Genomic DNA, 26,601 nt, shown 5'->3' with positions numbered 1-26,601 from the left:
GTATGGAAAAATTAGAATTTAAATTTGACGAAAATAGTTTTAATAAACTATACCCATTTTATATTCTAATTAATAAAAATCTTAAAATTATAGGGCTAGGTAAAAGCATAAAGAAAGTTTGTGGAAATTTAGAAATAAACTCAAATTTCAATTCATGTTTTTCCATAAGAAGACCTCATATAGAAAAACTCTCTTTAGAAAGTGTTACTCAGCTAATAGATCAATTAATTGTTGTAGATTATTTGCAGGATAGATTAGTATTGAGAGGACAATTTCAAATTCTTAATGATAATATTCTATTCGTTGGTTCTCCATGGTTTGTTTCTATGGAACAAGTTAGGAGTAAAAAATTAGTATTTAATGATTTTGCAATAAGTGATCCTTTATTAGATTTACTACATATTTTAAATAATCAAGAATTAACTACAAAAGAATTAAAAGAATCTTTAGTCACTATTAGTAAACAAAAAAATAAACTAAAAGAGAGACAAAAAGAATTGAATAGACTTTCTTTAGTGGCTAGCACAAACCAAAGTGGTGTTGTTTTTACAAAACCAGATGGGAAAATATTTTGGTGCAATGAAGCCTATATCAAACATACGGGGTATTCATTGGATGAAATAATAGGTAAAACACCTGTAGAGCTGGGTAAATGTGATGCTACAGACAAAAATGAAATTAGAAAGATGGTTGAGCCTTTTTTTAAAGGCGAGCCATTCAGTCTTCAGTTAGTACATGGAAGAAAAGACGGCTCTTATTTTTGGACTAGAACAAGAGGACAAGCTATAAAAGACGACGATGGGAATGTTGTAGAATATTTTGCAATTATAGATGACATTTCAACCGAAGTAGCAGCAAGAATGAAAATTGTTGAATCAGAAAATAGATTGTCAACTTTAATTAAAAACCTAGAAACAGGAATATTGTTAGAAGACCAAAATCGTAAAATCCTTCTTTCTAATAAAAAATTCTGCACATTATTTTCAATAGATTTAAATCCAGACCAATTAATTGGACAAGATTGTAATAAATCAGCAGACGAATCTAAACATCTTTTTAATGAGCCTGATAGTTTCGTAAAAAGAATAGATGAAATTCTAGCTGAGAAGAAAATAGTTCAAAACGAAATACTATCGTTAGTTGATGGTAGATATTTTGAAAGAAGTTTTATTCCTATTTATGAAGAAGGTATTTATAAAGGGCATTTGTGGACCTATATAGATGTAACCTTGAAAGTAAGATATAATGAGAGCCTCGAAAAGGAAAAACTAAAATACAGTAGTATAATTGCGAATATGAATTTGGGCTTGTTAGAAGTGAATCTAAAGGATGAAATTACTTTTGCTAACCAAGCATTTTGTGATATTAGTGGTTACACTCTTGAGGATTTATTAGGTCAAAATGCATCAAAAAAATTTATTGATGAAGAAAGTAGGGTAATTTTAGAAGATAAAAACAGATTAAGAGAAGAAGGCATTTCAGATACTTATGAAGTAAAAATAACAACAAAGCAAGGAAAGAAAGGGATTTGGTTGGTTAGTGGGGCTCCAAATTATGATTTAAAAGGAAAGATGATCGGTTCTATCGGGATACATTTAGATATAACTGAACAGAAAAAGCAAGAAGAAGAACTTTTTTTACTTTCATTAATAGCAGAAAAAAACATAAATGCAGTTATAATATGTAATAAAAAAGGAGAGATAGAGTGGGTCAACAAAAGTTTTATTACTATGTCTGGCTATGATAAAGAAGAGTTAATTGGGAAAAAACCAGGCTATCTTTTACAAGGTGAAAATACAAGCCCTGAAACTATAAATTATTTGAAAGAACAAATAAGAAAAGGTCTTCCGTTTAACTGTGAAGTTTTAAATTATTCAAAATCAGGGAAAGAGTATTGGGTGAGTGTTCAAGGGCAAGCATTATATAGTAGAAAAGGAGAAATTCTAAAGTATTTTGCTATCGAGGAAAACATTACTCAGAAAAAAATTCTTGAAATACAGCGTGAAGAGTTAGTTAATAGTTTAGCTAAAACAAATCAAGAGTTAGAAGATTATGCACAAATAGTTTCTCACGATTTAAAATCACCTTTAAGAAGCATACACTCTTTAATTTCTTGGATTAAGGAAGATAATGAGAAAGAGTTTAGTGAACAAACCCTGCAATATTTATTAATGATTGAGAGTAAGGTTGAAAAAATGGACCATCTAATTCAGGGAATTTTAACCTATGCTAAAATAGATAAAATGGGAGGAGGAATAGAAATCATATCTATTAATGATATTGTGAAAAATATTATAGAGATGATCGATATTCCTGAAAATATTGAAGTTGTAATTAAGAAGGAGTTACCTTCTTTAGAAGCAGATAAATTTAGAATACAGCAGCTTTTTCAAAATATTATTAGTAATGCTGTCAATTATATCGACAAGGAAAGAGGCTTAGTTGAAATTGACTTTATAGAAAAAGAAAATAGTTATGTGTTTTCAATTAAAGATAATGGACCAGGAATCGCATTGGAAAATCAAGAAAAAATTTTTAATACATTTCAATCTTTTACCAATAGTGAAAAATCTACAGGGTTGGGATTATCTATTGTTAAAAAAGTGGTGGAAACCTATAATGGTAAAATTTGGTTAGAAAGTGAATTGAAAAAAGGGACTACTTTTTTTATTAAATTAAAGAAATATCAATTATGAAAATAGTACAAGCATCAAAATTAAAAGATCAAGATTGGGAATATTTACAAGGAAAAATTAATTTGAAAAAACCCTTAGTGCTAGTTTTTGCTAACAGATTTTTGTTAGAAGATGCTAAGGTTATTGAAGATATCCGAAAAGAATTTCCTTATGAAGATATTGTTTTTGGGTCCACTTCTGGAGAAATTTCTTGTTGTAGTGTTAATGACAATTCTATATCAGTAACTGCTATTGAGTTTGAAAAGAGTTCTTTTGTTGTACAAAGGCAAAATATATTAGATTTTAATAAAAAGGCAGATAAATTAGGCGAAGAATTATTTAGAAAAATGCCAAAGGAAGGCTTGAAGCATTTGTTTGTGTTGTCTGAAGGTAGCTTTGTAAACGGAAGCTCTCTAATTGTTGGACTAGAGAAAACCTTAAACAACATAATTTCTATAACAGGTGGAATGTGCGGAGATGATGATCGATTTGAAAAAACATTAGCATCCTATAAAGAAAATCCCAAAGAAGGAGAGGTGATTCTAATTGGTTTTTATGGAGAAACTTTAGAAATATCTTTTGCGAGCCATGGGGGATGGTCTTCTTTTGGTCCTGAGAGAAAAATTACAAAATCTACAGAAAATATTTTGTATGAATTAGATGGCCAACCAGCTTTAGATTTATATAAAAAATATTTAGGAGAAAAAGCAGCACAATTGCCGCAAGCATCGTTATTATATCCTCTGAATGTGATGCCTGAAGGGAAGGAAAAACCTGTGGTGAGAACTATATTAAGTATTAACAATGAAGATAATTCGATGGTGTTAGCTGGAGATGTTCCAGTTAATTCTAAAGTACAGTTAATGATGGCTTCTGTTGACGCAATTGCTAATGGAGCTGAGTCTGCAGCAGAATTAGCTATGAAAAATAGGAAAACTAAACCAGAAATTGCTATATTAGTTAGCTGTGTCGGACGAAAGTTAGTCATGGATCAAAGAGTAGAGGAAGAAGTAGAACAAGTCAGGGAAATAATAGGCGAAAAAATAGCAATCACAGGATTTTATTCTTATGGTGAAATGGCACCATTTCACGGAAATAAATTTTGTGAATTACATAATCAAACGATGACATTAACACTTATAAGCGAATAATGAATTCATTATTAAAAAGACAAATTACAAAGCACTTAAAAAATGGACTTAATGACATTGATCAATTTTTCAACGCAGTTAATGATTCATACCAAAATTATGAAGAACAAATTGCATTGTTACAAAGAGCAATGAAAATAAGTTCAGACGAACTATATGAAGCCAATCAGAAATTAAGAGAAGAAGCAGATAGCTTAAAAGAAATTAATAGTAATTTAGAGTTTGTATTAGAATCAATGAGCTTAGATACTCAAACAACTGGGAAGTTAGAGGAGTTTAGTTCAGCAAATTATATTAAACTGCAAACACAAGAGATAGTTAAAATAAACAAGCAAAGAGAGGAACTTCTTAGAAATCTTGAAAAGCAAAATAAGGAATTAAACGAATATGCTCATATGATTTCTCATGATTTGAAAGCTCCTTTAAGAAGTATTGATGCTTTGATTAATTGGTTTATTGAGGATAATAAAGAACTAATTAATGAAAAAAATAAACAATCATTAGATTTAGTTTTGTTTAATGTTGAAAAAATGGATTTGTTGATTGGAGGAATTTTAGACTATTCCTCTGTAGATATAGAAAAAACAAACGATAGATTAATAGATATTAATGTTTTAGTTAATGAAATAATAAAAACCCTAAACATTCCAACAAATTTTTCAATAACAATTAAAAATACTTTGCCAAAAATATACGGAAACGATTTTCGCTTTAGACAATTATTTCAAAATCTCATCCAAAATGCAATTAAGTATAACAGGAAAGAAGTTGGTCTTATAGAGATTGGAAGCACAGAAAACGAAAGCGAAATACAGTTTTATATTAAAGATAATGGGATGGGAATACCAGAACCATATCATAACAAGATTTTTGAAATTTTTTCTAAATTAGAGAGCAATAACCAATCATCTGGAATTGGTCTTTCAATTGTGAAAAAAATCATTGAGATTTATAACGGTCAAATTTGGTTAGAGAGTCAAGAAGATATTGGAACTACTTTTTATTTTACTTTACCTAAAAAAGATGGAACAGCCTAATTTAAATTATATTACAGAATTATCTGGAGACGATGAAGAGTTTAAAGCAACAATGATTGGTGTTTTAAAAAAAGAATTGCCAGTAGAAATAAAAGACTATTACTCATATATGCAAAATAGTGATTTTTTACTAGCAGCGCAATCAGTTCATAAGTTAAAGCACAAGATTTCTATTCTTGGTCTAGAAAAAAGTTATTATATTGCCGAAGAATTTGAAAACAATTTAAAAAGTAATTCTACGTTACTTCAAGTGGAGTTTGAAGGATTTTTAATGTTGATGAAAAAATTCGTTGATGATTTATAATAACCTTAGAACAATATAAATGGACTGCATTATTTTAGATGATGAAGAAATGGCAAGAGTAATTCTTGAACAAATGGTTTCAAGTCATCTCAATTTAAATATTGTTGGAAGTTTTAGCAACGCAATGCAGGCTATAAAGTTTTTAAATCAAAATGAAGTTGATTTAATTTTTCTTGATATTCATATGCCCGATTTTACAGGGTTTGACTTCATTCAAACAATTAAGAATCCTCCTAAGGTAATTCTTGTAACATCAGATAAGAATTTTGCTATAGAAGCCTTTGAATATGAGTGTATTGTTGATTATTTAGTGAAGCCTATAACTAAAGATCGTTTTGAGAAAGCTGTTCATAAAGCGCAATTGCTTCCAAATATTAAAAAATTAAACACTGAAATTAAAGAACACGAAGACACTGCAAATGAATTTTATATTAATATAGACAGAAGATTAATAAAAATTGATATAGCTTCAGTAACAATTGTTGAAGCTAAGGGAGACTATATATTAATAAAAACGGAAACAAAAAACTATACAGTACATTCTACACTGAAGAAAATAGAAGAAAAACTCCCAGCGGATCAATTTTTAAAAGTTCATAGGTCTTATATAATTAACACAAAAAAAATTATAGATATAGAAGATAATAGTGTTTTAATAGGAAAAGATGTCGTTCCTGTTAGTCGTTCTAATCGACCTGAACTAATAAAAAGGTTAAACCTACTTTAGAATGCTTATCTAAAGAAAATGTTCATTCATCTATAGGAAACTTTCTGCTAACTAATAACCTGATTGTTTTAATTTTTTATATATTAAATTTGTAGTATAATAATTCATTTAATAGTTTATTTGTAAAAAAAATAATTAATCATTTTTGAAAGATTTAATTTTATAATATACTTGAGAGAATTACTTGCACTTAATTAACTACACATTAAAGAATCTTGTTATAGCTGCTAAAATAACAAGAGATATTATAAGAAGCCTTACAGTATATTGTGAGGCTTTTTTGTTTAATTTGGAAATAAAAATTACTTTTATAAAAAACGTAATGCGGTATATTTTAATAATTCTACTATTTAGCTCATTAACAAATTGCTTCTCTCAGGATAGCACTTATGTTTTTCATAATAAAACACATTTTGATAATGTCAAAACAAACGATATTCGTTTAGGAATAGGGTTAAATAGTGCATTCTATTCGGAAATAGGCTATGCAAAACACCTTTCTAATATTGGTGATACAGGATATTTTTCAAGAGGATATTATGTGGCACTAGAATGGTTGCCAAAAAGAACTAATTTTTCAGATGTTTATGCTGTAAAAATTGGCTATGAAGTTTCTGCTTTGCTTCTTCACATAGGAATAGAAACAAAATATCAAACAGATTTTGATCGGACAGATTTTGTAGTAACACCTAAGATTGGGGTTGGATTGTTTAGCTGTGTTTCTTTATCGTATGGGTATAATATTTCAACAAACAAATCACCTTTTGAAAATGTCTCAGAAAATCAATTTTCTTTAATATTTAATATCCCAGTTCGAAAGAGTATTAGGTAAAAAAGGCAATTATATTTAAACAATTGCCTTTTCTAAAATCTTATTGGTGCTTTCCAACTTCCCAACCTGTTTTCCCAAGATATTGATTTCCGCTCTCAATAGCATCTTCTTCAAGTGTTGTTCCCATAGAGTCATTCCATCTATTTAGGTAACCAAATAAAGAAATTACACCTAGCATTTCTACTATTTCTCCTTCATTCCAATATTTATACAACTCTTTTTTAATGTCTTCTGTTACTGCATTTGGAATCAATGAAGCAGCTAAAGAAAAATCTAAAGCAATTCTTTCTGCATCTGAAAAAGCAGCATGAGTTTTGTATTCCCAAATATTATCAAGTTTCTCTTGATCGGCTCCATAGCGTTCTGCAGCTCTAATGGCATGAGCTTGACAATAACGACAGCCTGTAGCATTACTACTTACCCAAGCTATCATTCTCTTTAAAGATGAGGTTACTCGTCCTTGGTTTTCCATAACAGCTTTGTTCAAATTAATGAATGCTTTGGAAATAGCTGGTCTATGTTGCATTGTTAAAACAGAGTTTGGACAAAATCCTAGCGTTTCATTAAAAAAAGCAGCTAACTCTTGTGTTTCTTTATCGTGATCGGGTGATAATGGTGTTACTAATGGCATAAGTTTGTAATTATTTTTTACTAAAATAAGAAAATGCCACTAAAGTGGCATTAAGAATCAGTATTTAATTTTTTAAAATAATCCGTTTATCTCAACATCTATTTTGTTTATAATGTCTCCTAAATCTTCTGGATTATCAACAAAATTAATATTATCAACATCAATAATCACTAATTTTCCTTTGTCATATGTTTCTATCCAAGCTTCATATCGTTCATTCAACCTACTTAAATAATCAATTGAAATGGTGTTTTCATAATCTCTACCTCTTTTATGAATTTGATTTACAAGATTAGGAATTGAACTTCTCAGATAAATAAGTAAATCTGGTGAACCAACTAAACCTTCCATCAGTTCGAATAAAGAGATATAATTCTTAAAATCTCTTTCAGACATTAATCTCATTGTGTAAAGATTTGGTGCAAAAATATGCGAATCTTCATAAATGGTTCTGTCTTGTATTGTTGTTTTTCCGCTTTGTCTAATCTGTAAAACTTGTCTAAATCGGCTGTTCAAAAAATAGATTTGAAGGTTGAAACTCCATCTTTCCATTTGATGGTAAAAATCATCTAAATAAGGATTGTCAACAACATCTTCATAATGAGCTTCCCATTTAAAATGTTTTGCAAGTAGTTTTGTTAAAGTGGTTTTACCTGCTCCAATATTTCCTGCAACTGCTATATGCATTACGGTAATTGTATTTTATAATTAATAACTTTATCAGTGGTAAAAATAGATAAAATTCCATTTTTATAATAGAAATTATCAAATGAATTTTGTGAAATAATAATTTCGTAACGCTGTTTGTTCTCTTTGTCAATATAAAAAAGAGTGTTCCCTTTTTTGTAAATACAGTTTTCTTGATCGGTTAACTGAATAAAATCAAAATCAGGTACATTGCCTAAAGCTATAATTTTTCCAAAAACGGAAATTTTGTAAAGTTCATTTTTTTCATCAATCCAGTAAAAATAATTAAAATTTGATTGATAGTATTTTATAGTATTAGACAACAAGGGAGTTGAAATGAACTTTATTAGGTTTGTGTTAAATTGTAATAAACCAATTTTTTGAGTGAATGAATCAAAAAACCATAATTGATTTTGTCCTGCAAGTCCAATCGCTTCAAAATTTATAGGCTGTTCCAATAAATTTCCGTTTATTTTATGTGTTTCATTCAATTGATTGTCTAAAAATATAATGCTATTGAAGTTTTTATAGAAAAGTAACGTTTGTAAAGGGTTGTAAGTAGTTGCTGAGGTTATCTTGCCTAAAGAGAAATTATTATATTGATATGTTTTGGAAGGTGTTTTTTTAAAGAAAGTGGAATTTTTTGAATAATAGACAGCGTCAAAGTTATATTCATATACAGTGTCAAAAGGGGCAATTAAAGAATCTGTTTTTTGACTTTTTATTATTTCTTGTGAAAAAAAGAGAATAGAATATAGAGAACAGAGTAGAATTAATTTAAATTTCATTATTGCTTGAATTAAACCTTTCACGGAAAAAGTTGTCTAAAGATAACAGTTTTTGTGCTATATTAGTATGAATTCCTGTAACAAAAAGTATAGTTTTGAGTCTAAATAATTAAAGTTGAATTAATTCTAGCAATAATGAAAAAAATAATTATTACATCCTTGTTATTCATTTCTTTGTGTTTAAATGCACAAAATTTTCAAGGAATGGCTGTTTATGAATCGAAAACGAGTACAGCAGAAATGATGAAAAACTTTGGAAGCAATAGAGAAATTACTCCCGAAATGCAAAAAAGAATTGAAGAAAACATGAAAAAAATGTTTGAAAAAACATTTGTACTCCATTTTGAAAAGACAGCCTCTATTTATAAAGAAGAAGAAAAATTAGAAGCTCCTGGTCAGCAAGGCGGCGGCGGGAGAATGATGTCGTCTATGATGGGCGGCGGTGGTACGCAATATAAAAATGTGAAGGAAAAACTGTATGTTGTTGACAAAGAGTTTTTTGGAAAGGAGTTTTTAATAAAAGACACACTTATGAATTATAAATGGCAAATGTCTTCAGAAACAAAGCAAATTGGTGAATACACTTGTTTTAAAGCTACAGCGACAGTAAAAACAGACGCTACAGATTTTAGGAATTTTAGAATGCGTGGAAATAAGGAAAATGAAGAAAAGGAGAAAAAAACAAAAGATTCATTAGAAACTTCTAAGAAAACAAATTTCATGAAAGATGATTTTGAACAAATTAAAGAAAAGACAATTACAGCGTGGTATTGTCCCGAAATTCCAATTAATCAAGGTCCAGATAAATATTGGGGTTTGCCTGGGTTGATTTTGGAAATTAATGACGGTACAACTGTTTTGTTGTGCTCTAAAATTGTAATGAATACTAAGGAAAAAACAGAAATTAAAGCGCCAAATAAAGGAAAAGAAGTTTCTCAATCCGAATATGATGAAATTGTAAAAAAGAAAATTGAAGAAATGAGAGAGATGTATGGTGGACAACGTGGCGGTAGAGGAGGATTTCATTAAGAGCAGAGTTTATCCAATTAATTTATAACCTCGACCTCGACTGTTGATGATTTCAACATTTGGGTCGAGGTTTAATTTTTTTCTAAGTTTTGTAATAAAAACATCCATACTTCGACCGCTAAAAAAATCATTATTATCCCAAACAATGTTTAAAATGGTTTCTCTATTGATTATTTCTCCTTTGTTTTGGACTAATAATTCAAGTAATGAGGCTTCTCTGTTTGTTAATTTGAATGTTTTGTCATTAAGTTTTAAAGTCTGGTTTTCAGTGTTGAACTCATATTTACCAACGTTTAAAGTGGTTTTTTTTGATGTTTCTTGGTTTCTATTCGTTAAAGAAATAATTCGAACAATCAATTCTTCAATGCTAAACGGTTTTTTAATATAATCGTTGCAACCAATTTTAAAACCTTTAATAACATCTTTCGTTTGCGATTTTGCAGTTAAAAATACAATAGGAATTTCTTTGTTTATTTGCCTAATTTCTTCAGCCAACGTGAAGCCATCTTTCTTTGGCATCATAATGTCTAGTACTAAAGCATCAAAGTTGTTTTTCTTAAATGTGTTTAGTGCAACTTCCCCATTTTCGCACAAAGTGACAGTGAAGTTTCTGTTTTCTAAACTTTCTTTAATGATTAATCCTAAAGAAGATTCATCTTCTGCTAATAATATATTAAGATTCATAAGGTAATGTAATTCTAAAAGTAGTTACGTTTGTTCTAATCAAGGTTAAAGAACCTGCGTGCTTTTCTATTATAATTTTCGAAAAATAGAGTCCAATTCCATAGCCTTTAACATCGTGAATATTGCCTTTAGGAATTCTGTAGAATTTTTCAAAAATAGTTTTTTCTTCAGATTTTGGTATAGTGTTTCCAGTATCTGTAACATCAATAATGATTGCTTTGTGGACTATTTGTAGTGCTATTTTTATTGTTTCTCCTCCATATTTAATAGCATTATCAATCAGGTTAGATATTACATTTTCAAGATAAAAAGCATCTCCTAAAAAAAACAAATTATCGTTGTTATTAGAGAAAATAATTTGCTTTGTAGTTGTTGTTTGATGTTTTTCAATAATTGAGTGTATAAAAGGAATTAAATCTAATGACTCAAAATTTAATTTAAGCTCTTCTGTGTTTAATGATGCGGTTTCTAGTATTTTTTCAACCATGCTTTCCAATTTAGAAAGTTGATTCATTGAAATGGAAATGTATTTTTTGTTTTTTTCGACATCATTCGTGGGGTTAAAATTGCTCATTCCTTCTAAAGCCGTAGAAATAGTAGTAATTGGAGTTTTGAATTCGTGTGTAATATTATTAATAAAGTCGTTTTTTATTTCATCTATTTTCTTTTGTTTATTAATAATATAGAGCATGAAAAATAAACAAGCTATTACAGCAAGTAAAAAAATAACAGACAAAATTAACTCGCTACCCATTCTTTGAAATAACAGTAAATTGGAATGATTATAGTCTAAAAGCATTAATTCCGATGATTTAAAAAATGAGGATTTTGGTTCTATTTTTTCAAAGAATTTTTCTTTTAAAGGGTTAAACGTGCTAAATAACGTGTCTTTTTTTAAATGTCTAAAACCATAGTTTATATTGATGTTTTTGCGCTTTAACTCCGTTTTAAAAATAGAGTCTACAACTTTGTATTTGATTGAATCACTGGATATAGTAATAACAAAACGATTAGGGAATTGTTTAATGTCGTCCAATGTTTTTTGTGCGTCTTTCCCTTTTAAAACTTGAATAGAAGGCTTTTTTTTGACCGATGTTTTCTTCGAATTCTGAACGAAAATTTGAGTGTCAATTTTCATGCCATCATCTTCAAACGTTTCAATGAATAGACTGTCTGAGGCTTGTTTCTGATTTGAATTATTTGTCTTTATAAATGTCTTGAAGATAGAATCGTTAATGATATTTTCAAAAAAATCCTTAGACTTTAGAGTTTTATCATTGCTTATAAAGCTGATTATTTCGTTTTTAGATTCTTCATTAAAATAGATTTCTAAAGCCTTGTCATAAGCAATTTGAAGTTCATTAGAAAGTCGGCTTTTGTTTGCAATATAGTTTTTATAATTCCAATAAACTTGCAGGCCAATAGTTGCAAAAATAATGACACTTATAAACAGAATTATTTTTCGATTACTGATTTTCATTTTTCAAAAATAAGAACTATTTGTTTAGATATATGTTTGTTAACATACGTTAACAAACATTAACCCTTTATTAATTTTCAGATGCTTTAGTTTGCAATGTTAATTTTAAAAATAAAAAAATGGTACGATTAATAATGGGTTTACTCTTTGTTTTCTTAGCAATAGTAAAAAGTGAAGCACAAAATTTTCAAGGAACAGCTATTTATTCATCAAAAAGGCAAATGGGAGATTTTGATATTAAAAGCGAAGGAATGTCTCCAGAAATGTTAGATCAAATAAAAGAGAAAATGGCAAAAGCATTTGAAAAAAGCTATGTTCTAAATTTTAATATGTTTGAATCTGTTTATCAAGAGGAAGAGAAGTTAAAGAATCCATCAGGAGGAAATTCAGTAAATATGGTAACTGTTTTGTCTGGTAGTGATCGTTCTAAAATCTATAAAAACATTAAAGAAAAAAAGTATATGTCGGAAGAAGATATTTTTGGAAAAGAATTTTTAATAATTGATTCGTTGCCAAAGATGAATTGGATAATGTTAGATGAACAAAAAAAAATAGGGAATTATACATGTTATAAAGCCAAAATAATAATTCCAGTTACAGAAGAAGATAAAAAAGAAAGAGAAGCGCTTTTAGAAAAACAAAAAAAGAATAAAACCGCTTTTATGGTTTCAGGAGATTTAAAAGAGCAAGTCATTGAAGCTTGGTACACTTTAGATATCCCTGTTTCTAATGGTCCAGATAAATATTGGGGTTTGCCAGGTTTAATTTTAGAACTACACGAAAATGAAACAATCTATTTGTGTTCTAAAATAGTTTTAAACACAGAAGACGATTTGAAAATTAAAGCACCAAAGAATGGGAAAAAAGTATCACAAAAAGAGTTTGATAGAATAAATGAAGAAAGATTGAAGAAAATGATGAACGATGATGGTGTAATTGAAATAAGAATGAATTAAGAATTAAACCTTTCTCGAAATATAGTGTCATAATGTATTTGTGGTTTGTAACAAACTAACTGAATATTCGACTTGTATATAAATAATAAATGAATCTCTAAAAATGAAAAATTATATTTTAATTATTTTCTTGTTTATTACTTCACTTGTTTTTTCTCAAAACATTCGTTTTGAGGGAATTGTTAAAGACAGTACGGGTTTAGGCTTAGAAATGGCTAATGTTATGGCTATTAATAATGATACAAAGGCTATGGATGCGTATGCAATTACAAATGAAAATGGTAAATTTAGTTTGAACCTAAAAAGTAATTCGTCCTATAAAATAAAAGCAAGTTATATTGGTTTTCAATCTTTTGAAAAGTTAGTTGAAACAAAAGAAACAAATATGGTTTTTGATATTAAAATGTCGCAAGGAGTTCAATTACAGAATGTAGAAGTAGTTTATGAAATGCCTGTCTCAATTTCTGGAGATACTATAATTTATAATTCAGATTCTTTTACAAATGGGACAGAAAAAAAATTAGAAGATGTGTTGAAGAAATTACCTGGAGTAGAAGTAAATAAGGATGGAGAGATTCAGGTAGAAGGGAAAACGGTTCAAAAAGTAATGGTAGAAGGGAAAGATTTTTTTGATGGAGATACTAAAATTGCCACAAAAAACATTCCTGCGGATGCATTAGACAAAATTCAAGTATTGAGAAATTATAATGAAGTTTCAAATTTGAAAGGATTGGAAAACAATGATGAAAATATTGCAATTAATATAAAGCTAAAGGAAGGTAAAAAGAATTTTTGGTTTGGAGATGTTACAGCTGGTGTTGGAGTAGGGCATGAAGAAGATCGTTATTTGGTAAACCCTAAATTGTTTTATTATAGTCCAAAATACAGCATCAATGTAATTGGGAATCTCAATAATATTGGAGAATTGCCACTAACAATGCGTGACTACTTTAAGTTTACAGGAGGATTTCGGAATATGATGCGAAAAGGAGGTTCAAGTTTTAATGTGTCTTCAAACGATTTAGGAATTCTTGGGCTAAGAAATGATCAAGCTGCCAATATAGATACAAAATTTGGAGCTGCTAATTTTAGTTATAATCCATCAAAGGCTTGGACATTAAGTGGTTTTGGTATTTTTTTAGGAAACAAAACAGATGTGCAAACAAATTCTGTTAACGATTTGCCAAGAGGAGCTTCTGCAAATGCTGTAGAAGAAAAAGAGGATATTTCAAGACAAAAAAGCGATTTAGGAATTTTTAAATTAAGTTCTAGTTATGTGCCTTCAACTAAAATACATTTTGATTATGATGCGCTATTAAAATTCTCAAATCAAAAAGAAAATCAAAGTGTTTTTTCTAGTGAGTTGGGTGATATTTATACCAATAAAAATCAAAAACCATTCAGTATAAATCAAAATTTGAATTATTATTATACGTTAAATGATAAGAATGTTTTTGCATTTGAAACTCAGCATTTATACCAACAAGAAGACCCTTTCTATAATGCTAACCTGCAAAACTTAGCATTCAATTTGGGATCAGATTATAATACGATGCAATCGAGAGATAACATTTCGCAAGAACGCTTCGTGAAAACAAATAAAATAGACGTTAAGTTTGATTATTACTACATGTTAACTCCAAAAAGTAATATAAATGTAACTTTAGGAAATACTTATTCTTATCAAAATTTTGACTCTCATATTTTTCAAATATTAGATAATCAATCTGTCAATGATTTAAATTCTGAAGAAAGTAATAATGATGTGAATTATGCTTTTAATGATGTGTTTCTTGGATTGCATTATAAATTTATAAAAGGAAAATTTACATTTAATCCTGGGTTTAGTATTCATAATTATAGCACAAATGATGTGCAGCTAGGAACTAATAATAGACAAAATTTCAATCGATTCCTTCCAGATTTTTTTGCGCAATATCAAATTAAGAAATCGGAAAGTTTAACCTATAATTTTTCTTTGTCAAACAATTTTACAGATATTGTTAAATTAGCAGAAGGATTGGTTTTTTCAAGCTATAATAGTTTGTTTAGTGGAAATCGTAATTTAGAAAACTCTTTGTCCCAAGTACATAGTTTGCGTTATTTCAAATACAATATGTTTAATTTTGAAAACATATTTGCTAATTTAACTTATACAAAGCAAGTAGACGCTATTAAAAATAAAGCATTGCTAACAAGTGCAAATCAAGTTACGTCTGCGGTAAACATAGATTCAAATTTTGCAGACGAAACATTTTCAGGAATGGTAAATTACGGACGCTCTTTTGCGCGCTACTATAAAGCTTCGGCGGGTGTAAATTTAAATTGGAGTAAGTTTAACAATATTAGAGTATTGCCGACTATGGAAGAAAATATTCAAACGACAGAATCTTTTTCTCAAAATTATAATGTAAGTTTTTCTACCAATTTTAAAAAATATCCAAATTTGAGTTTAAAATATGCTTTTAGTATTAATGATAATTCAAGTAGTGTTTTTTATACAGACAATCCTGCTATCGAATTGGAGTATTTTTTCCTAGATTCGTTTTCATTTGTGTCTGAGTATAGTTTCTATCACAATAGAAATAAAGAAAAAACGATCGATACAGAATATGATTTTCTTTCTTCAAGTTTAACCTATCAAAAGAAAGATAGTAAAGTAGAATGGAAAATTTCGGGTACAAACTTATTAAATACTAAAGCATTGAATAGTAATAGTTTTAATCAATTAGGGGGAACAAATAGTTTTTCAAGCTATATCGTGCAACCTAGATATATAATTTTAAGTATGAAATATAATTTGTAGTTAATTTTAGAATAAAAAATGAAAAAAGAACCAACCAATGAGTTGGTTTTTTTGTTCACGAAAGTTATATCTTTGTCTAAAAAATTTTACAAATGAAAAAAATAGTATTTTTATTGATAGCATTTTCATACTTTTCAATAATCAGTGCGCAGGGGAAATTTAAACCAGGGATTTATGTTTCTCAAGGAGATCAGAGAGGAGTTGAGCTTAAAATTAATAATGACAATACCTATGATCTAGTGTTTATGTCAGGAAAGCTTGATATTGTTAACGATACGTTGAGATTAACTAGTAAATATGCTAATGAGGACAAGTTTCAGGTTAAAGAAATAAATGTAAAGACAACATCTAATGGTTTGTTGTTGCGATTTCCTAGTAAAAACCTCTATTATTATGCTACAGAAATGTTTATAGGTACTCAAAAAGATAAAAACAGTATAGTAGAATATAAAAGTTTGAGAAGTCTATTTGGGAATAAAGAATATGATTTTGATAATGAAGATTTAGATGTAGAAGTTGAAAAAGTAAAGTATATTCATATAGTTCTAAAGGATAAGGATAAAATTCTTTCTTCTAAATATGAGGTTGCTGATAAAGTCTCTGGGTTAGAGATACAATCTACAATTAATAGTGTAACTAATTTAGAGTTGAACGCTTTTTATACAGATGAAAATACGATTGCAGTCTCAGATGGTAAAAAACCACTAATTTTCACATTAGTCAACGAAGAAAAAGGAATGCATACAGCAAATTTAAAAGCAATAGAAATAGATAATAATGCAAAAATTACGTTGCCTGAAACCGAGGAAGATTATGAAGCGGTTGAAGAAGCGGTTGACTCTGCTGCATATGTTGAATCAGAGTATCAGTTTAAGCATAAACTAGATAAAACGCTAAATGAAGCACTTGAGACATTGAAAAAGACTCCAAATAAATTTCTGGTTATTACTAATGATACAAATAAAGAAGAATTTGATTCTTTTATAGAAGAAAATGAGCAGACGCTTACGTATTATATGAGTTATGAGTATGAGGAAGAGTATGATAATTTTAATTTTTATCAAGCTACAAAAAAAGAGAATAAGTATTTTGATAAAGGAGAAAAGAAACCTCAAATGGTAATAGTAAATAGTCTAGGGAATGTGTTGTATAGAACAACAGGAACACTTAAAGAGAATATAACACTATTGAATTATTATTCAGGATTTAGTAGTCTATTGAAGAAAGCAAATGTGAGTAATAAGGTTGATGTTGTTTTTCAGAAATCAAATAAAACATCAGCCGAATTAATAACAGTGTTTAATACTGTTCAATCTTTAGAAAAAAAATACACCTATGAAGTTGCTTCTGTTGTAGGGGTTGAAGATGTAGATGAGGAATCAGAAGAGCTTAGTTATTATGAACCTGAAACGATTCAAGATTTGCAAAATCTATATAAATTAAAAACAAATAAAGAAGTATTGGTTTATAATTTAAAGCAATTAATTGCTGAATTTGATAAAAGCAAAACCTTAAATTCGGATTTATTAATGATTTTAAAAACAGAATTAATGAATGACGGTTTTAATAATCGTTTGTTTGAAGAAATTGATTCTAATAAGAATAAAGAATTGCATTATACAATTACTAAATATCTTGTAAATAATTATAGTAAGATTGTTGAGTTTGAAAAAAATCAAGAGTTAAAAGAAGGAGATTATAACTTAAAAGAAGCAATTGTAAACTATCTAAACGAAGCGACTAATTACGAAATGGATGCTATATTGAAAAATGAGACTATTTCTTTGTATAAGAATTTTGTTGTTGCAACAAATTATGATTTTAATATTATGTTTGGATACTTCAATGTGTTAAAACAAGTGCAAAGTGTTGATAATGATTTTTACGATACGTTTGATAGATATTTTAATGCAACATTTTCAAAAGAAAGTAATGTGATTGAAAAATTAGATGAGTTGTATGCTAAAAGCACAGAAGAATATTCATGGATAACCTATAAAAATACTTTTTCTAATTTTTTAAATGAAGTGGCTTGGTCAATTGTTTTAGAATCTAATAATATTTCTTTAATAAAGAAAGCAATCATGTGGAGTGAAATGAGTTTGAAAGTAACAAAAAACAATGGGTATTATTTAGATACACTAGCACAATTGTATTATAAGGACAACCAGAAGGATAAAGCAATTATGACGCAAAAATTAGCATTGTCTGCAATGAAAGGTGATGAAAGTACTGATGTTTATCAAGAGATGCAAGAAGTGCTAAATAAAATGCAAAACGGGACCTACTAAAAGGTTGAATAAAAGCATAAAAAAACCTGATTCAAATTGAAAGAATCAGGTTTTTTTGTGTCGTATTTTGAGAAATATTACAGTCCAAATGCACTTTTAATTTGATCTACAAAATCTAATTTTTCCCAAGTAAATAACTCAACTTCTAGAGTTTTTTCTTCTCCACTTGGTGATTTAAAAGTTTTAGTAACAGTTTGAGGGGTTCTCCCCATGTGTCCGTAAGCAGCAGTTTCGCTATAAATTGGGTTTCTTAGTTTTAATCGTTGTTCAATGAAATATGGACGCATATCAAAAATTTCAGAGACTTTTTTAGCTATTTCACCGTCTGTTAAAGAAAGATTGCTTGTCCCGTAGGTGTTTACATAGATATTTGTTGGTTCTGCAACACCAATAGCATAAGAAACTTGAACTAAGATTTCACTAGCAATACCAGCCGCTACTAAGTTTTTAGCAATATGTCTTGTTGCGTAAGCAGCAGAACGGTCCACTTTACTTGGATCTTTTCCTGAGAATGCACCACCACCGTGAGCACCTTTTCCTCCATAAGTATCAACAATAATCTTTCTACCTGTTAATCCGGTATCTCCATGAGGACCACCAATAACAAATTTTCCTGTTGGGTTAATGTGATATTTTATAGCGTCATTAAATAAATGAGCATACTTTGGATTTTTAGCTATAACTCTTGGGATTAAGATCTCAATAATGTCTTTTTTAATCTTAGCTAGCATAGTCGGTTCGTCAGCGAAATCATCATGTTGAGTTGAGACAACAATAGCGTCTATTCTAACGGGTTTGTTATCATTGTCATACTCTAATGTTACTTGCGATTTAGCGTCTGGGCGTAAGTATTCGATTTCTTTGTTTTCTCTTCTTAAATCAGCAAGAGTTTGAAGAATTTCATGAGAAAGTTTTAATGCTAAAGGCATGTATTCAGTGGTTTCGTTTGTTGCATAGCCAAACATCATTCCTTGGTCACCTGCACCTTGCTCTTCTTTGGTGCTTCTGTCAACCCCTTGATTAATGTCTGCTGACTGTTCGTGAATTGCAGATAAAATCCCACATGAATTTGCATCAAACATATATTCACTCTTAGTATAACCAATTTTCTTGATTACATCCCTCGCAATTTGTTGAACGTCTAAGTAAGTGTTTGATTTTACTTCACCTGCAAGAATTACTTGCCCTGTTGTTACTAATGTTTCACAAGCTACTTTTGATTCAGCATCAAAAGCTAAAAAATTATCAATTAATGCGTCACTAATTTGGTCAGCAACCTTATCTGGATGTCCTTCACTCACAGATTCTGACGTAAATAAATAAGCCATATTCTATTGTTTTTAAATTAAATGAAGAAAAATTGTGATGCAGAAAATCTAAAGTAGTAGTAAAAGTACTGCTTTAGCATTTTTTTATCCAAACCCTTACTGAATAGTAATGAGTAGAATAGAGGTTGCAATCAGTTCAAATTTTTCCTCTTATTGTTGTTTGCAAATTTAAGTAATCAATTTGAATATCAAGTCATTTTTTATAATATTTTATGTGAAATTTAATAAATCATGTAAAATAGCAAATAACAATTTAAATAAATTATATATTGATGTTTTTTCAGTTTTTTTTTCTATATTGTTTTGGATAATAAGCAAAATTTAGAAAATTTTATAGTTTTGTTTTTGTTTACGGAAAATGTTTCTAAATTTGCCCTGTCAATAATTAAAAAGAAAAGTGATGAAATTATTTTTTTGCAATATGTGTTGTATGATGTGGAAGTTTCCGCAGAGTCGTTCTATTGCCTAAAAATTATATATAAAATAGTCAATTGAAACCTCTGCATTTTGTGGAGGTTTTTTTTTAATAATTGTTTAATGAAGTGAAATTATAATATTTAGATAACAAATGGCAAAAAATGATGATTATTTAGAGCAATTGGAAAACGAAGCTATTTATATTCTTCGTGAAACAGCAGCACAATTTGAAAATCCAGCACTTTTGTTTTCTGGTGGGAAAGATTCTATTGTATTGGTATATTTAGCATTAAAAGCTTTTCGCCCAGGGAAGTTTCCTTTTCCACTAGTCCATGTTGATACAGGGCATAATTTTCCTGAAGCAATAGCTTTTAGAGATTATTTGGTTGAGAAAATTGGAGAGAAACTTATTGTTGCTTCCGTTGAAGAAAGTATCAAAAAATATAATTTAAAAGAAACTCCAGGTCGTTTTCCATCAAGAAATGCATTGCAGACGTATGCTCTTTTAGATGTTATTCAAGAAAATAATTTTGATGCTTGTATTGGTGGAGCAAGAAGAGACGAGGAAAAAGCTAGAGCCAAAGAACGAATTTTTTCAGTTAGAGATGATTTTGGTCAATGGGATCCTAAGTTACAACGTCCTGAATTGTGGGATATTTTAAATGGTAAAATCCAAAAAGGGAATAATGTTCGTGTGTTTCCAATTAGTAATTGGACAGAATTAGATGTTTGGAATTATATTCAAAAAAACAATATTGAATTGCCAAGCTTGTATTTTGCTCATGAAAGAGAATGTATTGTGTATCAAGATAGATTGGTAGCTACATCACAGTTTATCCAGCCAGTTGAAGGAGATGAGGTGGTTGTTGAAAAAGTTAGGTATAGAACTGTTGGAGATATGACTTGTACGGCAGCGGTTCCGTCTAGTGCTGATACAATTCAGGATATTATTGATGATATTATTCAAACGAGAATAAGTGAAAGAGGTCAAACACGGTTAGATGACCAATTGTCTGAAGCAGCAATGGAAGATAGAAAAAAACAAGGATATTTTTAAGATAAGGAAAAGTGGAATAGTGTTTCGGAAAAGTAAAAAGAGGAATTGTAATAGAACTTTTGAAATTGAAACCTGAAATAAAAAATTAACAGATGAATACATTACGATTTATAACAGCAGGAAATGTTGATGATGGGAAAAGTACATTGATAGGAAGGTTATTGTATGATTCAGATTCTATCCATACAGATCAATTAGGTGTGTTGCAAAAACAGACAAAGCAAGAAGGTGTTGAAATTGATTTGTCATTGATTACTGACGGATTAAGAGCGGAAAGAGAGCAAGGAATAACGATTGATGTAGCGTATAAATATTTTTCTACTAAGAAAAGAAAATTTATAATTGCTGATGCTCCAGGTCATGAACAATACACAAGGAATATGATTACGGGGGCTTCTAATTCTGATTTGATAATTATCTTAGTAGATGCCAGAAAAGGAATTACTGAGCAAACAAAACGTCATGCAAGCATCGGTTCTCTAATGGGGATTCAAAAAGCAATTTTAGCGATTAATAAAATTGATTTAGTAAATTATTCTGAAGATATTTTTAATGAGATAAAAACAGATTTCGAAAAGATTAAAAAAGAATTAAACTATAGTGAGATAAGTTATATCCCAGTAAGTGCTTTGGCAGGAGATAACGTAGTGGTGAAATCTGAAAGTACATCTTGGTATAATGGGAAGTCTCTTTTGGAGACATTAGAAGAAATTGAAATTCAGTCTACGGAGAATTTAGCTTCTCGTTTTCAAGTGCAATGGGTTATTAGACCTAAAGATGAGAAATATCATGATTATAGAGGTTATGCTGGTCAAGTTTTAAGTGGAACTTATAGTGTTGGTGATAAAGTTTTGGTTTTGCCTGCTAATATTGAAACAACAATAAAGACGATAGAAAAAAATAATCTAGTAGTTGAAAAAGTTGTTGCAGGAGATAATGTAGTGCTTCATTTTGAAAATAATATTGATATTAGTCGAGGAGACACTATTGTAAAAAAAGAAGAAAAACCAGTTAGTTCTAATGAAATTTCATCATGGATATCTTGGTTAGACGAAAGTGCTCTTCAGATTGGAAAAACATATCTATTGCAACATCGTTTTAAAGTTGTGCGAGTGAAAATACAAAAGATCAATCAAAAATGGAATATAAATGATTGGGAATTTGTTTCTGCTGATGAGATTAGGTTGAATGATATTGCTCAAATCACATTTAAAACCAACCAGCCATTATTTTATGATTCTTTTGTTGAGAATCCTAAATCTGGAAATGCAATTTTGATTGATGAAACAAGTTTAAATACAGTAGGAGCATTAATGTTTTTATAAGTATATCTGATGAAAGTGGATAAATTGCAATTGTTACACAAAATAAATTTTTCTCAAACGCAAATTTACTTTGATAAGGGTAAGGCTGAATCTTGGGTTGAAGATTTTTTTGAATGGATTTTTTGTGTAAAAAAAGAGTATGAAACGTTTTCGGTGTTTCAAACTAAAGGGGAAGAGTTGAAAAGAGATTTAGCTCAGTTCATTGAACAAGTTGGATTAAGTGATGTTGCGTCAAAGACTGTTTCTGATTCTTTTTTTGATAATATCACAGTGCTGCATGATTGCTTTTTGTCTGATTTAAAAGTGGTTTTTGAATTTGACCCAGCTGCAAAATCAAAAGAAGAAGTGTTGTTGTCATACCCAGGTTTCTTTGCAATAGTGGTCTATAGAGTGGCAAATTTATTATGGAAAAGTGAAGTGCCTATCTTGCCAAGATTACTCTCAGAATATGCGCATGGAAAAACAGGTATTGATATACATCCAGCGGCAACAATTGGGAAGAGGTTTTTTATAGATCATGGTACGGGGGTTGTTATTGGTGAAACAACAATTATTGGTAATGATGTTAAAATATACCAAGGAGTTACACTGGGGGCTTTGAGTGTGAGTAAAGATAAAGCAACAGAGAAAAGGCATCCAACAATAGAAGATAAAGTTGTTGTTTATGCTAATGCAACTATTTTGGGAGGAGAAACAACTATAGGTAAAGGAGCTATTATTGGAGGGAATGTTTGGATAACAGCTTCAATTCCTTCACAATCTTTGGTTTTTCATAAAAGTGAAATAGTTGTTAAATCAAAAAATAAATTCCCAGAACCAATTAATTTTAGTATATAAAAATTTAAAAATAGAAGTTAAAATGAAAGTAGAAAATGTATTACAAACCATCGGAAATACACCTGTAGTAAAAATTAATAGACTATATGGTGAAAATAAAAATGTTTGGATAAAGTTAGAAAGAACCAACCCAGGAAACAGTATCAAAGATCGTATTGCTTTGGGGATGATTGAAGATGCAGAGGCAAAGGGTTTGTTGAATAAAGATAGTGTTATAGTAGAACCAACATCTGGAAACACAGGAATTGGTTTGGCTTTGGTAGCAGCTGTAAAAGGATATAGAGTTATTTTGGTTATGCCTGAGTCAATGAGTATTGAGCGCAGAAAATTGATGGAAATTTATGGAGCAGAATTTGAGCTTACACCTCGTGAAAAAGGAATGAAAGGAGCAATTGAAAGAGCCGCAGAATTGGTAAAAGAAATTCCAAATGCTTGGTCTCCACAACAGTTTGAAAATCCTGCAAATGTTGAGTCTCATAAGAAAACAACTGCTTTGGAAATTTTAGCAGATTTTCCTGAAGGGTTAGATTATATCATAACAGGTGTTGGTACAGGTGGGCATATTTCTGGTGTTGCTTCAGTTCTAAAAGAGAAATTCCCAAATTTAAAAGTAATCGCTGTTGAGCCAGAATTGTCTCCAGTTTTAAGTGGAGGTGCTCCTGGTCCTCATCCTTTACAAGGTATTGGTGCTGGTTTTGTACCTGGAAATTTTCATGGAGATTTTATTGATGAGGTAGTAGCGGTTTCTAAAGAAGATGCATTTGAATTTGCTAGAAAAATAGCTTTACAAGAAGGAATTTTAGTGGGTATCTCTACAGGAGCTTCTTTGGCTGCGGTTTCTAAAAAAGTTGCTTCATTGCCTGATGATGCTGTTGTCTTAACTTTTAACTACGATACAGGTGAGCGTTATCTTTCAGTAGAAGGATTGTTCTAAAATAATATTAATTTTTTAAATATTATAATATTCTTTACTCTACTAATTCGATAGGGTAAGTGTAATTATAAACAAAAGATATATGATACAAATTTCAAATTATGGTAAGGTTATTTTGGCTGGTGCTGGTCCAGGTGATCCAGATTTAATCAGTTTAAAAGCATTGAAATACTTAAAAATAGCGGATGTTGTTCTTACAGATAGATTAGTGTCACCTGTTTTAGTAGAAGAATATGCGAGAAAGGATGCTGAACTTATTTATGTAGGTAAACAATGTTCAAAAGGGATTCATACTCCTCAAAAGGATATCAATGAATTGATGCTCGAATTTGCCTTGATGGGGAAATTGGTGTTGCGATTAAAAGGTGGTGATGTTTCATTGTTTTCAAATGTTTTAGACGAATTGAATGTTTTAATAGAAAATGGAATTCCATATGAAATTGTACCTGGTGTATCTGCTGCTTTCGGTGCTGCTGCATACACAGGAATACCATTAACTGCTAGAGAACATTCTAGAGGAGTTCGTTTTCTTACCTTGTATGATTTGAAAAATGTAACAGAAAATCAGTGGAAAGATTGGGCAACAACTGAAGATACACTTGTTTTTTATATGAGCGGACAGCGTTTGGATGCCCTGTCATGTCAATTGTTAGAAAATGGTATTGATAGAAATAAGAGTATAGCAATTGTTCAACAAGCAACTACACCTGATCAAAAAACAACAGTTTTTAAGTTTGAAGAACTTGAAACAAAAAGCCTGCCAGAATTTGAGTATGTCCCTACATTATTAATTATAGGTAATGTAGTGAATTTGCATCAAAAATTTGCTTGGTTTACCGAGAAAAATAAGACAGAATCCTATTTCGATAATCATAAAATACTTTTACAAAATGCTATCTGAAACTAAATTAAGTTTATTGCAACAATTGGTACAAAATGCATCTCACGATGAAATTATCTGGACAAAAGGCTATTTAGCTGGTTATTTAGATAAAAAGAATAACGGAATTCAAATTCCTGTAAATGCTGTATCAGAAAACATAGCCGTTAAGCCATTAATTATTTATGGTACAGAAACGGGAAATTCAAAAAAAGTCGCTTCTCAGCTATTAGCTACTTTTAAAAAGAATAAAATCCAAGCAAAATCAGTCGATGTGTTTCAATTTGATGTTGCTAAATTGGAAAAGGAAACATTATTGCTTTTTGTAATGAGTACTCAAGGTGAGGGTGAATTTCCTCAAAATGCAACTAAATTTTATGAGTATTTAAAGACTACAAATTTAGATTTAAAAGAAACATCTTATGCGGTTTTTGGTCTAGGAGATTCTTCTTATCCTCTTTTTTGTAATGCAGGTGTGCTTTTGGATGAAATTTTAGCCGAAAAAGGAGCAAAGCGATTATTACCATTGGTAAAAGCAGATGTTGATTTTGCCCCAGAAGTAGCCAATTGGGAAATTGAATTACAAAATGTTTTTAAGAATCAAAGCACAACAACAGTTATTACGGCTGCTAAATCATCTGGGACTACTTCTCATAAAAAGAACTATTCAGGGGTAATAACTAATAAGATTATATTAAATGATAGAGGTTCAAATAAAGAGACCTATCATATAGAAATTGCTTCTGAAGAAGAAATAAACTATGAGCCTGGAGATGCATTAGGGGTTTTGCCAAAAAACAGTACTGAAGATGTTGCTTTTATCTTAGATTATTTCAATGTAAATGGTAGTCAAGAGATTACTTTAAAAGAAGAAAAAAGAACAATTAGTGATTGGTTACTAACGAGAAATATTAAAGGATTAAGTAAAAGATCATTGGATCAGTTAGCACAACTATTGGGAAGTTCGATTGATGCTGAGAAAGCTGATCTAATAGATGTTTTGAAATTGTTTTCTAAACCAGATTCTTTAACAATTGAAGCATTACTAGCAATATTATTGCCAATTGCTCCAAGATTATATTCAATATCTTCTTCACCTGAGGCACATGATGGAGAGGTTCATTTGACAGTAAATTTAAATAAATTCAAGGTTGGGGATATTGTTAAAACAGGATTAGCATCACAGTTTTTAGCAGATTATCCAAATGACACGCCCATTGATTTTTATATTCATAAAAATCAAAACTTCAGATTGCCAAGTGATGAGACAGATGTAATTATGATTGGTCCTGGTACAGGAATTGCTCCATTCAGGGGATTTATAGCACATAGAGATGCAACTGGTGCAGAAGGTAGAAATTGGTTGTTTTTTGGAGAACAACATTTTGTATTGGACTTTTATTATCAAACGGAAGTGCAAGAATGGATTACTACTGGGGTGTTGACAAAATTAGATACTGCTTTTTCTCGTGATCAGGAGAAAAAAATATACGTACAGGATCGTATTAGGCAAAAAGCGAGTGAGTTTAATGCATGGTTAGAAGATGGTGCGAGTTTGTATATCTGTGGTCAAAAAAGCCCGATGAGTGTAGATGTAGAAAATGCTATTCTAGATGTTTTGGTTCAAGAAAGAAATATTTCAAGAGAAGAAGCTAAAACAATTTTAGAAAACTTAGAAAATCAAGGAAAATATCAAAAAGACGTGTATTAAAAAGTGAGTAGTGATTAGTGCTTAGTAATTAGTT

Annotated in this window: 22 protein-coding genes; 16 read left to right on the top strand and 6 right to left on the bottom strand. The window is 29.8% G+C overall.

The window, feature by feature from the left end:
- Positions 1-2 precede the first annotated feature (2 nt).
- The 6 genes from ACZ49Z_RS04920 (at position 3) to ACZ49Z_RS04895 (ending at position 6,726) form a co-directional block, all read left to right on the top strand.
- The gene (locus ACZ49Z_RS04920; RefSeq protein ID WP_464307075.1) at positions 3-2,696 is read left to right on the top strand and encodes a PAS domain S-box protein; all 2,694 of its coding nucleotides are present in this window, start codon (positions 3-5) and stop codon (positions 2,694-2,696) included.
- Positions 2,693-3,826 carry an FIST signal transduction protein gene (locus ACZ49Z_RS04915; RefSeq protein ID WP_464307074.1) on the top strand — a complete coding sequence of 378 codons (1,134 nt, stop codon included), beginning with the start codon at positions 2,693-2,695 and terminating at the stop codon, positions 3,824-3,826. Before ACZ49Z_RS04920 ends, ACZ49Z_RS04915 begins: the two co-directional genes overlap by 4 nt.
- Positions 3,826-4,863: a sensor histidine kinase gene (locus ACZ49Z_RS04910; protein WP_464307073.1), complete on the top strand. Its 1,038-nt coding sequence runs from the start codon at positions 3,826-3,828 to the stop codon at positions 4,861-4,863. Before ACZ49Z_RS04915 ends, ACZ49Z_RS04910 begins: the two co-directional genes overlap by 1 nt.
- On the top strand, positions 4,850-5,167 hold the full coding sequence (locus ACZ49Z_RS04905; RefSeq protein ID WP_464307072.1) for an Hpt domain-containing protein: 318 nt from the start codon (positions 4,850-4,852) through the stop codon (positions 5,165-5,167). Before ACZ49Z_RS04910 ends, ACZ49Z_RS04905 begins: the two co-directional genes overlap by 14 nt.
- A gap of 19 nt (positions 5,168-5,186) precedes the next feature.
- On the top strand, positions 5,187-5,894 hold the full coding sequence (locus tag ACZ49Z_RS04900) for a LytR/AlgR family response regulator transcription factor (protein ID WP_464307071.1): 708 nt from the start codon (positions 5,187-5,189) through the stop codon (positions 5,892-5,894).
- A 289-nt stretch (positions 5,895-6,183) separates the two neighbouring features.
- Positions 6,184-6,726 (top strand): hypothetical protein, encoded by a 543-nt coding sequence (locus tag ACZ49Z_RS04895; RefSeq protein WP_464307070.1) that lies wholly within the window; start codon positions 6,184-6,186, stop codon positions 6,724-6,726.
- 40 nt (positions 6,727-6,766) lie between these two features.
- Here ACZ49Z_RS04895 and ACZ49Z_RS04890 read toward each other — a convergent pair whose 3' ends face one another.
- The 3 genes from ACZ49Z_RS04890 to ACZ49Z_RS04880 all read right to left on the bottom strand — a co-directional run bounded on the left by ACZ49Z_RS04890 (position 6,767) and on the right by ACZ49Z_RS04880 (position 8,832).
- Positions 6,767-7,357 carry a carboxymuconolactone decarboxylase family protein gene (locus ACZ49Z_RS04890; protein WP_464307069.1) on the bottom strand — a complete coding sequence of 197 codons (591 nt, stop codon included), beginning with the start codon at positions 7,355-7,357 and terminating at the stop codon, positions 6,767-6,769.
- 72 nt (positions 7,358-7,429) lie between these two features.
- Positions 7,430-8,044: a deoxynucleoside kinase gene (locus tag ACZ49Z_RS04885; protein WP_464307068.1), complete on the bottom strand. Its 615-nt coding sequence runs from the start codon at positions 8,042-8,044 to the stop codon at positions 7,430-7,432.
- Positions 8,044-8,832 carry a hypothetical protein gene (locus tag ACZ49Z_RS04880; RefSeq protein ID WP_464307067.1) on the bottom strand — a complete coding sequence of 263 codons (789 nt, stop codon included), beginning with the start codon at positions 8,830-8,832 and terminating at the stop codon, positions 8,044-8,046. Before ACZ49Z_RS04880 ends, ACZ49Z_RS04885 begins: the two co-directional genes overlap by 1 nt.
- Positions 8,833-8,967: 135 nt before the next feature.
- On the opposite strand from ACZ49Z_RS04880, the gene ACZ49Z_RS04875 reads away from it, so the two are divergent.
- Positions 8,968-9,861 carry a GLPGLI family protein gene (locus tag ACZ49Z_RS04875; protein WP_464307066.1) on the top strand — a complete coding sequence of 298 codons (894 nt, stop codon included), beginning with the start codon at positions 8,968-8,970 and terminating at the stop codon, positions 9,859-9,861.
- A gap of 9 nt (positions 9,862-9,870) precedes the next feature.
- Here ACZ49Z_RS04875 and ACZ49Z_RS04870 read toward each other — a convergent pair whose 3' ends face one another.
- The gene (locus ACZ49Z_RS04870) at positions 9,871-10,545 is read right to left on the bottom strand and encodes a response regulator transcription factor (protein WP_464307065.1); all 675 of its coding nucleotides are present in this window, start codon (positions 10,543-10,545) and stop codon (positions 9,871-9,873) included.
- A complete protein-coding gene (locus ACZ49Z_RS04865; RefSeq protein ID WP_464307064.1) occupies positions 10,535-12,025 on the bottom strand; it encodes a sensor histidine kinase in 1,491 nt (496 codons plus the stop codon). Before ACZ49Z_RS04865 ends, ACZ49Z_RS04870 begins: the two co-directional genes overlap by 11 nt.
- 119 nt (positions 12,026-12,144) lie before the next feature.
- On the opposite strand from ACZ49Z_RS04865, the gene ACZ49Z_RS04860 reads away from it, so the two are divergent.
- The 3 genes from ACZ49Z_RS04860 (at position 12,145) to ACZ49Z_RS04850 (ending at position 18,078) form a co-directional block, all read left to right on the top strand.
- Entirely contained in the window at positions 12,145-12,981 is an 837-nt protein-coding gene (locus tag ACZ49Z_RS04860) for a GLPGLI family protein (protein WP_464307063.1), read from the top strand.
- A 103-nt stretch (positions 12,982-13,084) separates the two neighbouring features.
- Positions 13,085-15,787: a carboxypeptidase regulatory-like domain-containing protein gene (locus ACZ49Z_RS04855; RefSeq protein ID WP_464307062.1), complete on the top strand. Its 2,703-nt coding sequence runs from the start codon at positions 13,085-13,087 to the stop codon at positions 15,785-15,787.
- 92 nt (positions 15,788-15,879) lie between these two features.
- Entirely contained in the window at positions 15,880-18,078 is a 2,199-nt protein-coding gene (locus ACZ49Z_RS04850; RefSeq protein WP_464307061.1) for a hypothetical protein, read from the top strand.
- 77 nt (positions 18,079-18,155) lie between these two features.
- On the opposite strand, the gene metK is transcribed toward ACZ49Z_RS04850, so the two are convergent.
- The gene (metK, locus tag ACZ49Z_RS04845) at positions 18,156-19,406 is read right to left on the bottom strand and encodes a methionine adenosyltransferase (protein WP_464307060.1); all 1,251 of its coding nucleotides are present in this window, start codon (positions 19,404-19,406) and stop codon (positions 18,156-18,158) included.
- Between the two features lie 568 nt (positions 19,407-19,974).
- Between metK and cysD the strand changes: the two genes are divergently transcribed.
- From cysD to ACZ49Z_RS04815, 6 genes are all read left to right on the top strand, one after another.
- The gene (gene cysD, locus ACZ49Z_RS04840; RefSeq protein ID WP_464307059.1) at positions 19,975-20,880 is read left to right on the top strand and encodes a sulfate adenylyltransferase subunit CysD; all 906 of its coding nucleotides are present in this window, start codon (positions 19,975-19,977) and stop codon (positions 20,878-20,880) included.
- A gap of 92 nt (positions 20,881-20,972) precedes the next feature.
- The gene (locus tag ACZ49Z_RS04835; protein WP_464307058.1) at positions 20,973-22,205 is read left to right on the top strand and encodes a sulfate adenylyltransferase subunit 1; all 1,233 of its coding nucleotides are present in this window, start codon (positions 20,973-20,975) and stop codon (positions 22,203-22,205) included.
- A gap of 9 nt (positions 22,206-22,214) precedes the next feature.
- Positions 22,215-23,042, top strand: coding sequence for a serine O-acetyltransferase EpsC (epsC, locus tag ACZ49Z_RS04830; protein ID WP_464307057.1), 828 nt, complete (start codon positions 22,215-22,217; stop codon positions 23,040-23,042).
- Positions 23,043-23,064: 22 nt separating this feature from the next.
- Positions 23,065-23,976 carry a cysteine synthase A gene (gene cysK / locus ACZ49Z_RS04825; RefSeq protein ID WP_464307056.1) on the top strand — a complete coding sequence of 304 codons (912 nt, stop codon included), beginning with the start codon at positions 23,065-23,067 and terminating at the stop codon, positions 23,974-23,976.
- Between the two features lie 82 nt (positions 23,977-24,058).
- On the top strand, positions 24,059-24,877 hold the full coding sequence (gene cobA / locus ACZ49Z_RS04820; RefSeq protein WP_464307055.1) for a uroporphyrinogen-III C-methyltransferase: 819 nt from the start codon (positions 24,059-24,061) through the stop codon (positions 24,875-24,877).
- On the top strand, positions 24,867-26,567 hold the full coding sequence (locus tag ACZ49Z_RS04815; RefSeq protein WP_464307054.1) for a diflavin oxidoreductase: 1,701 nt from the start codon (positions 24,867-24,869) through the stop codon (positions 26,565-26,567). Before cobA ends, ACZ49Z_RS04815 begins: the two co-directional genes overlap by 11 nt.
- Positions 26,568-26,601 lie beyond the last annotated feature (34 nt).

This window comes from Flavobacterium sp. KY-23415 (assembly GCF_055384985.1).
This window is presented reverse-complemented; position numbering and strand designations above follow the sequence as displayed.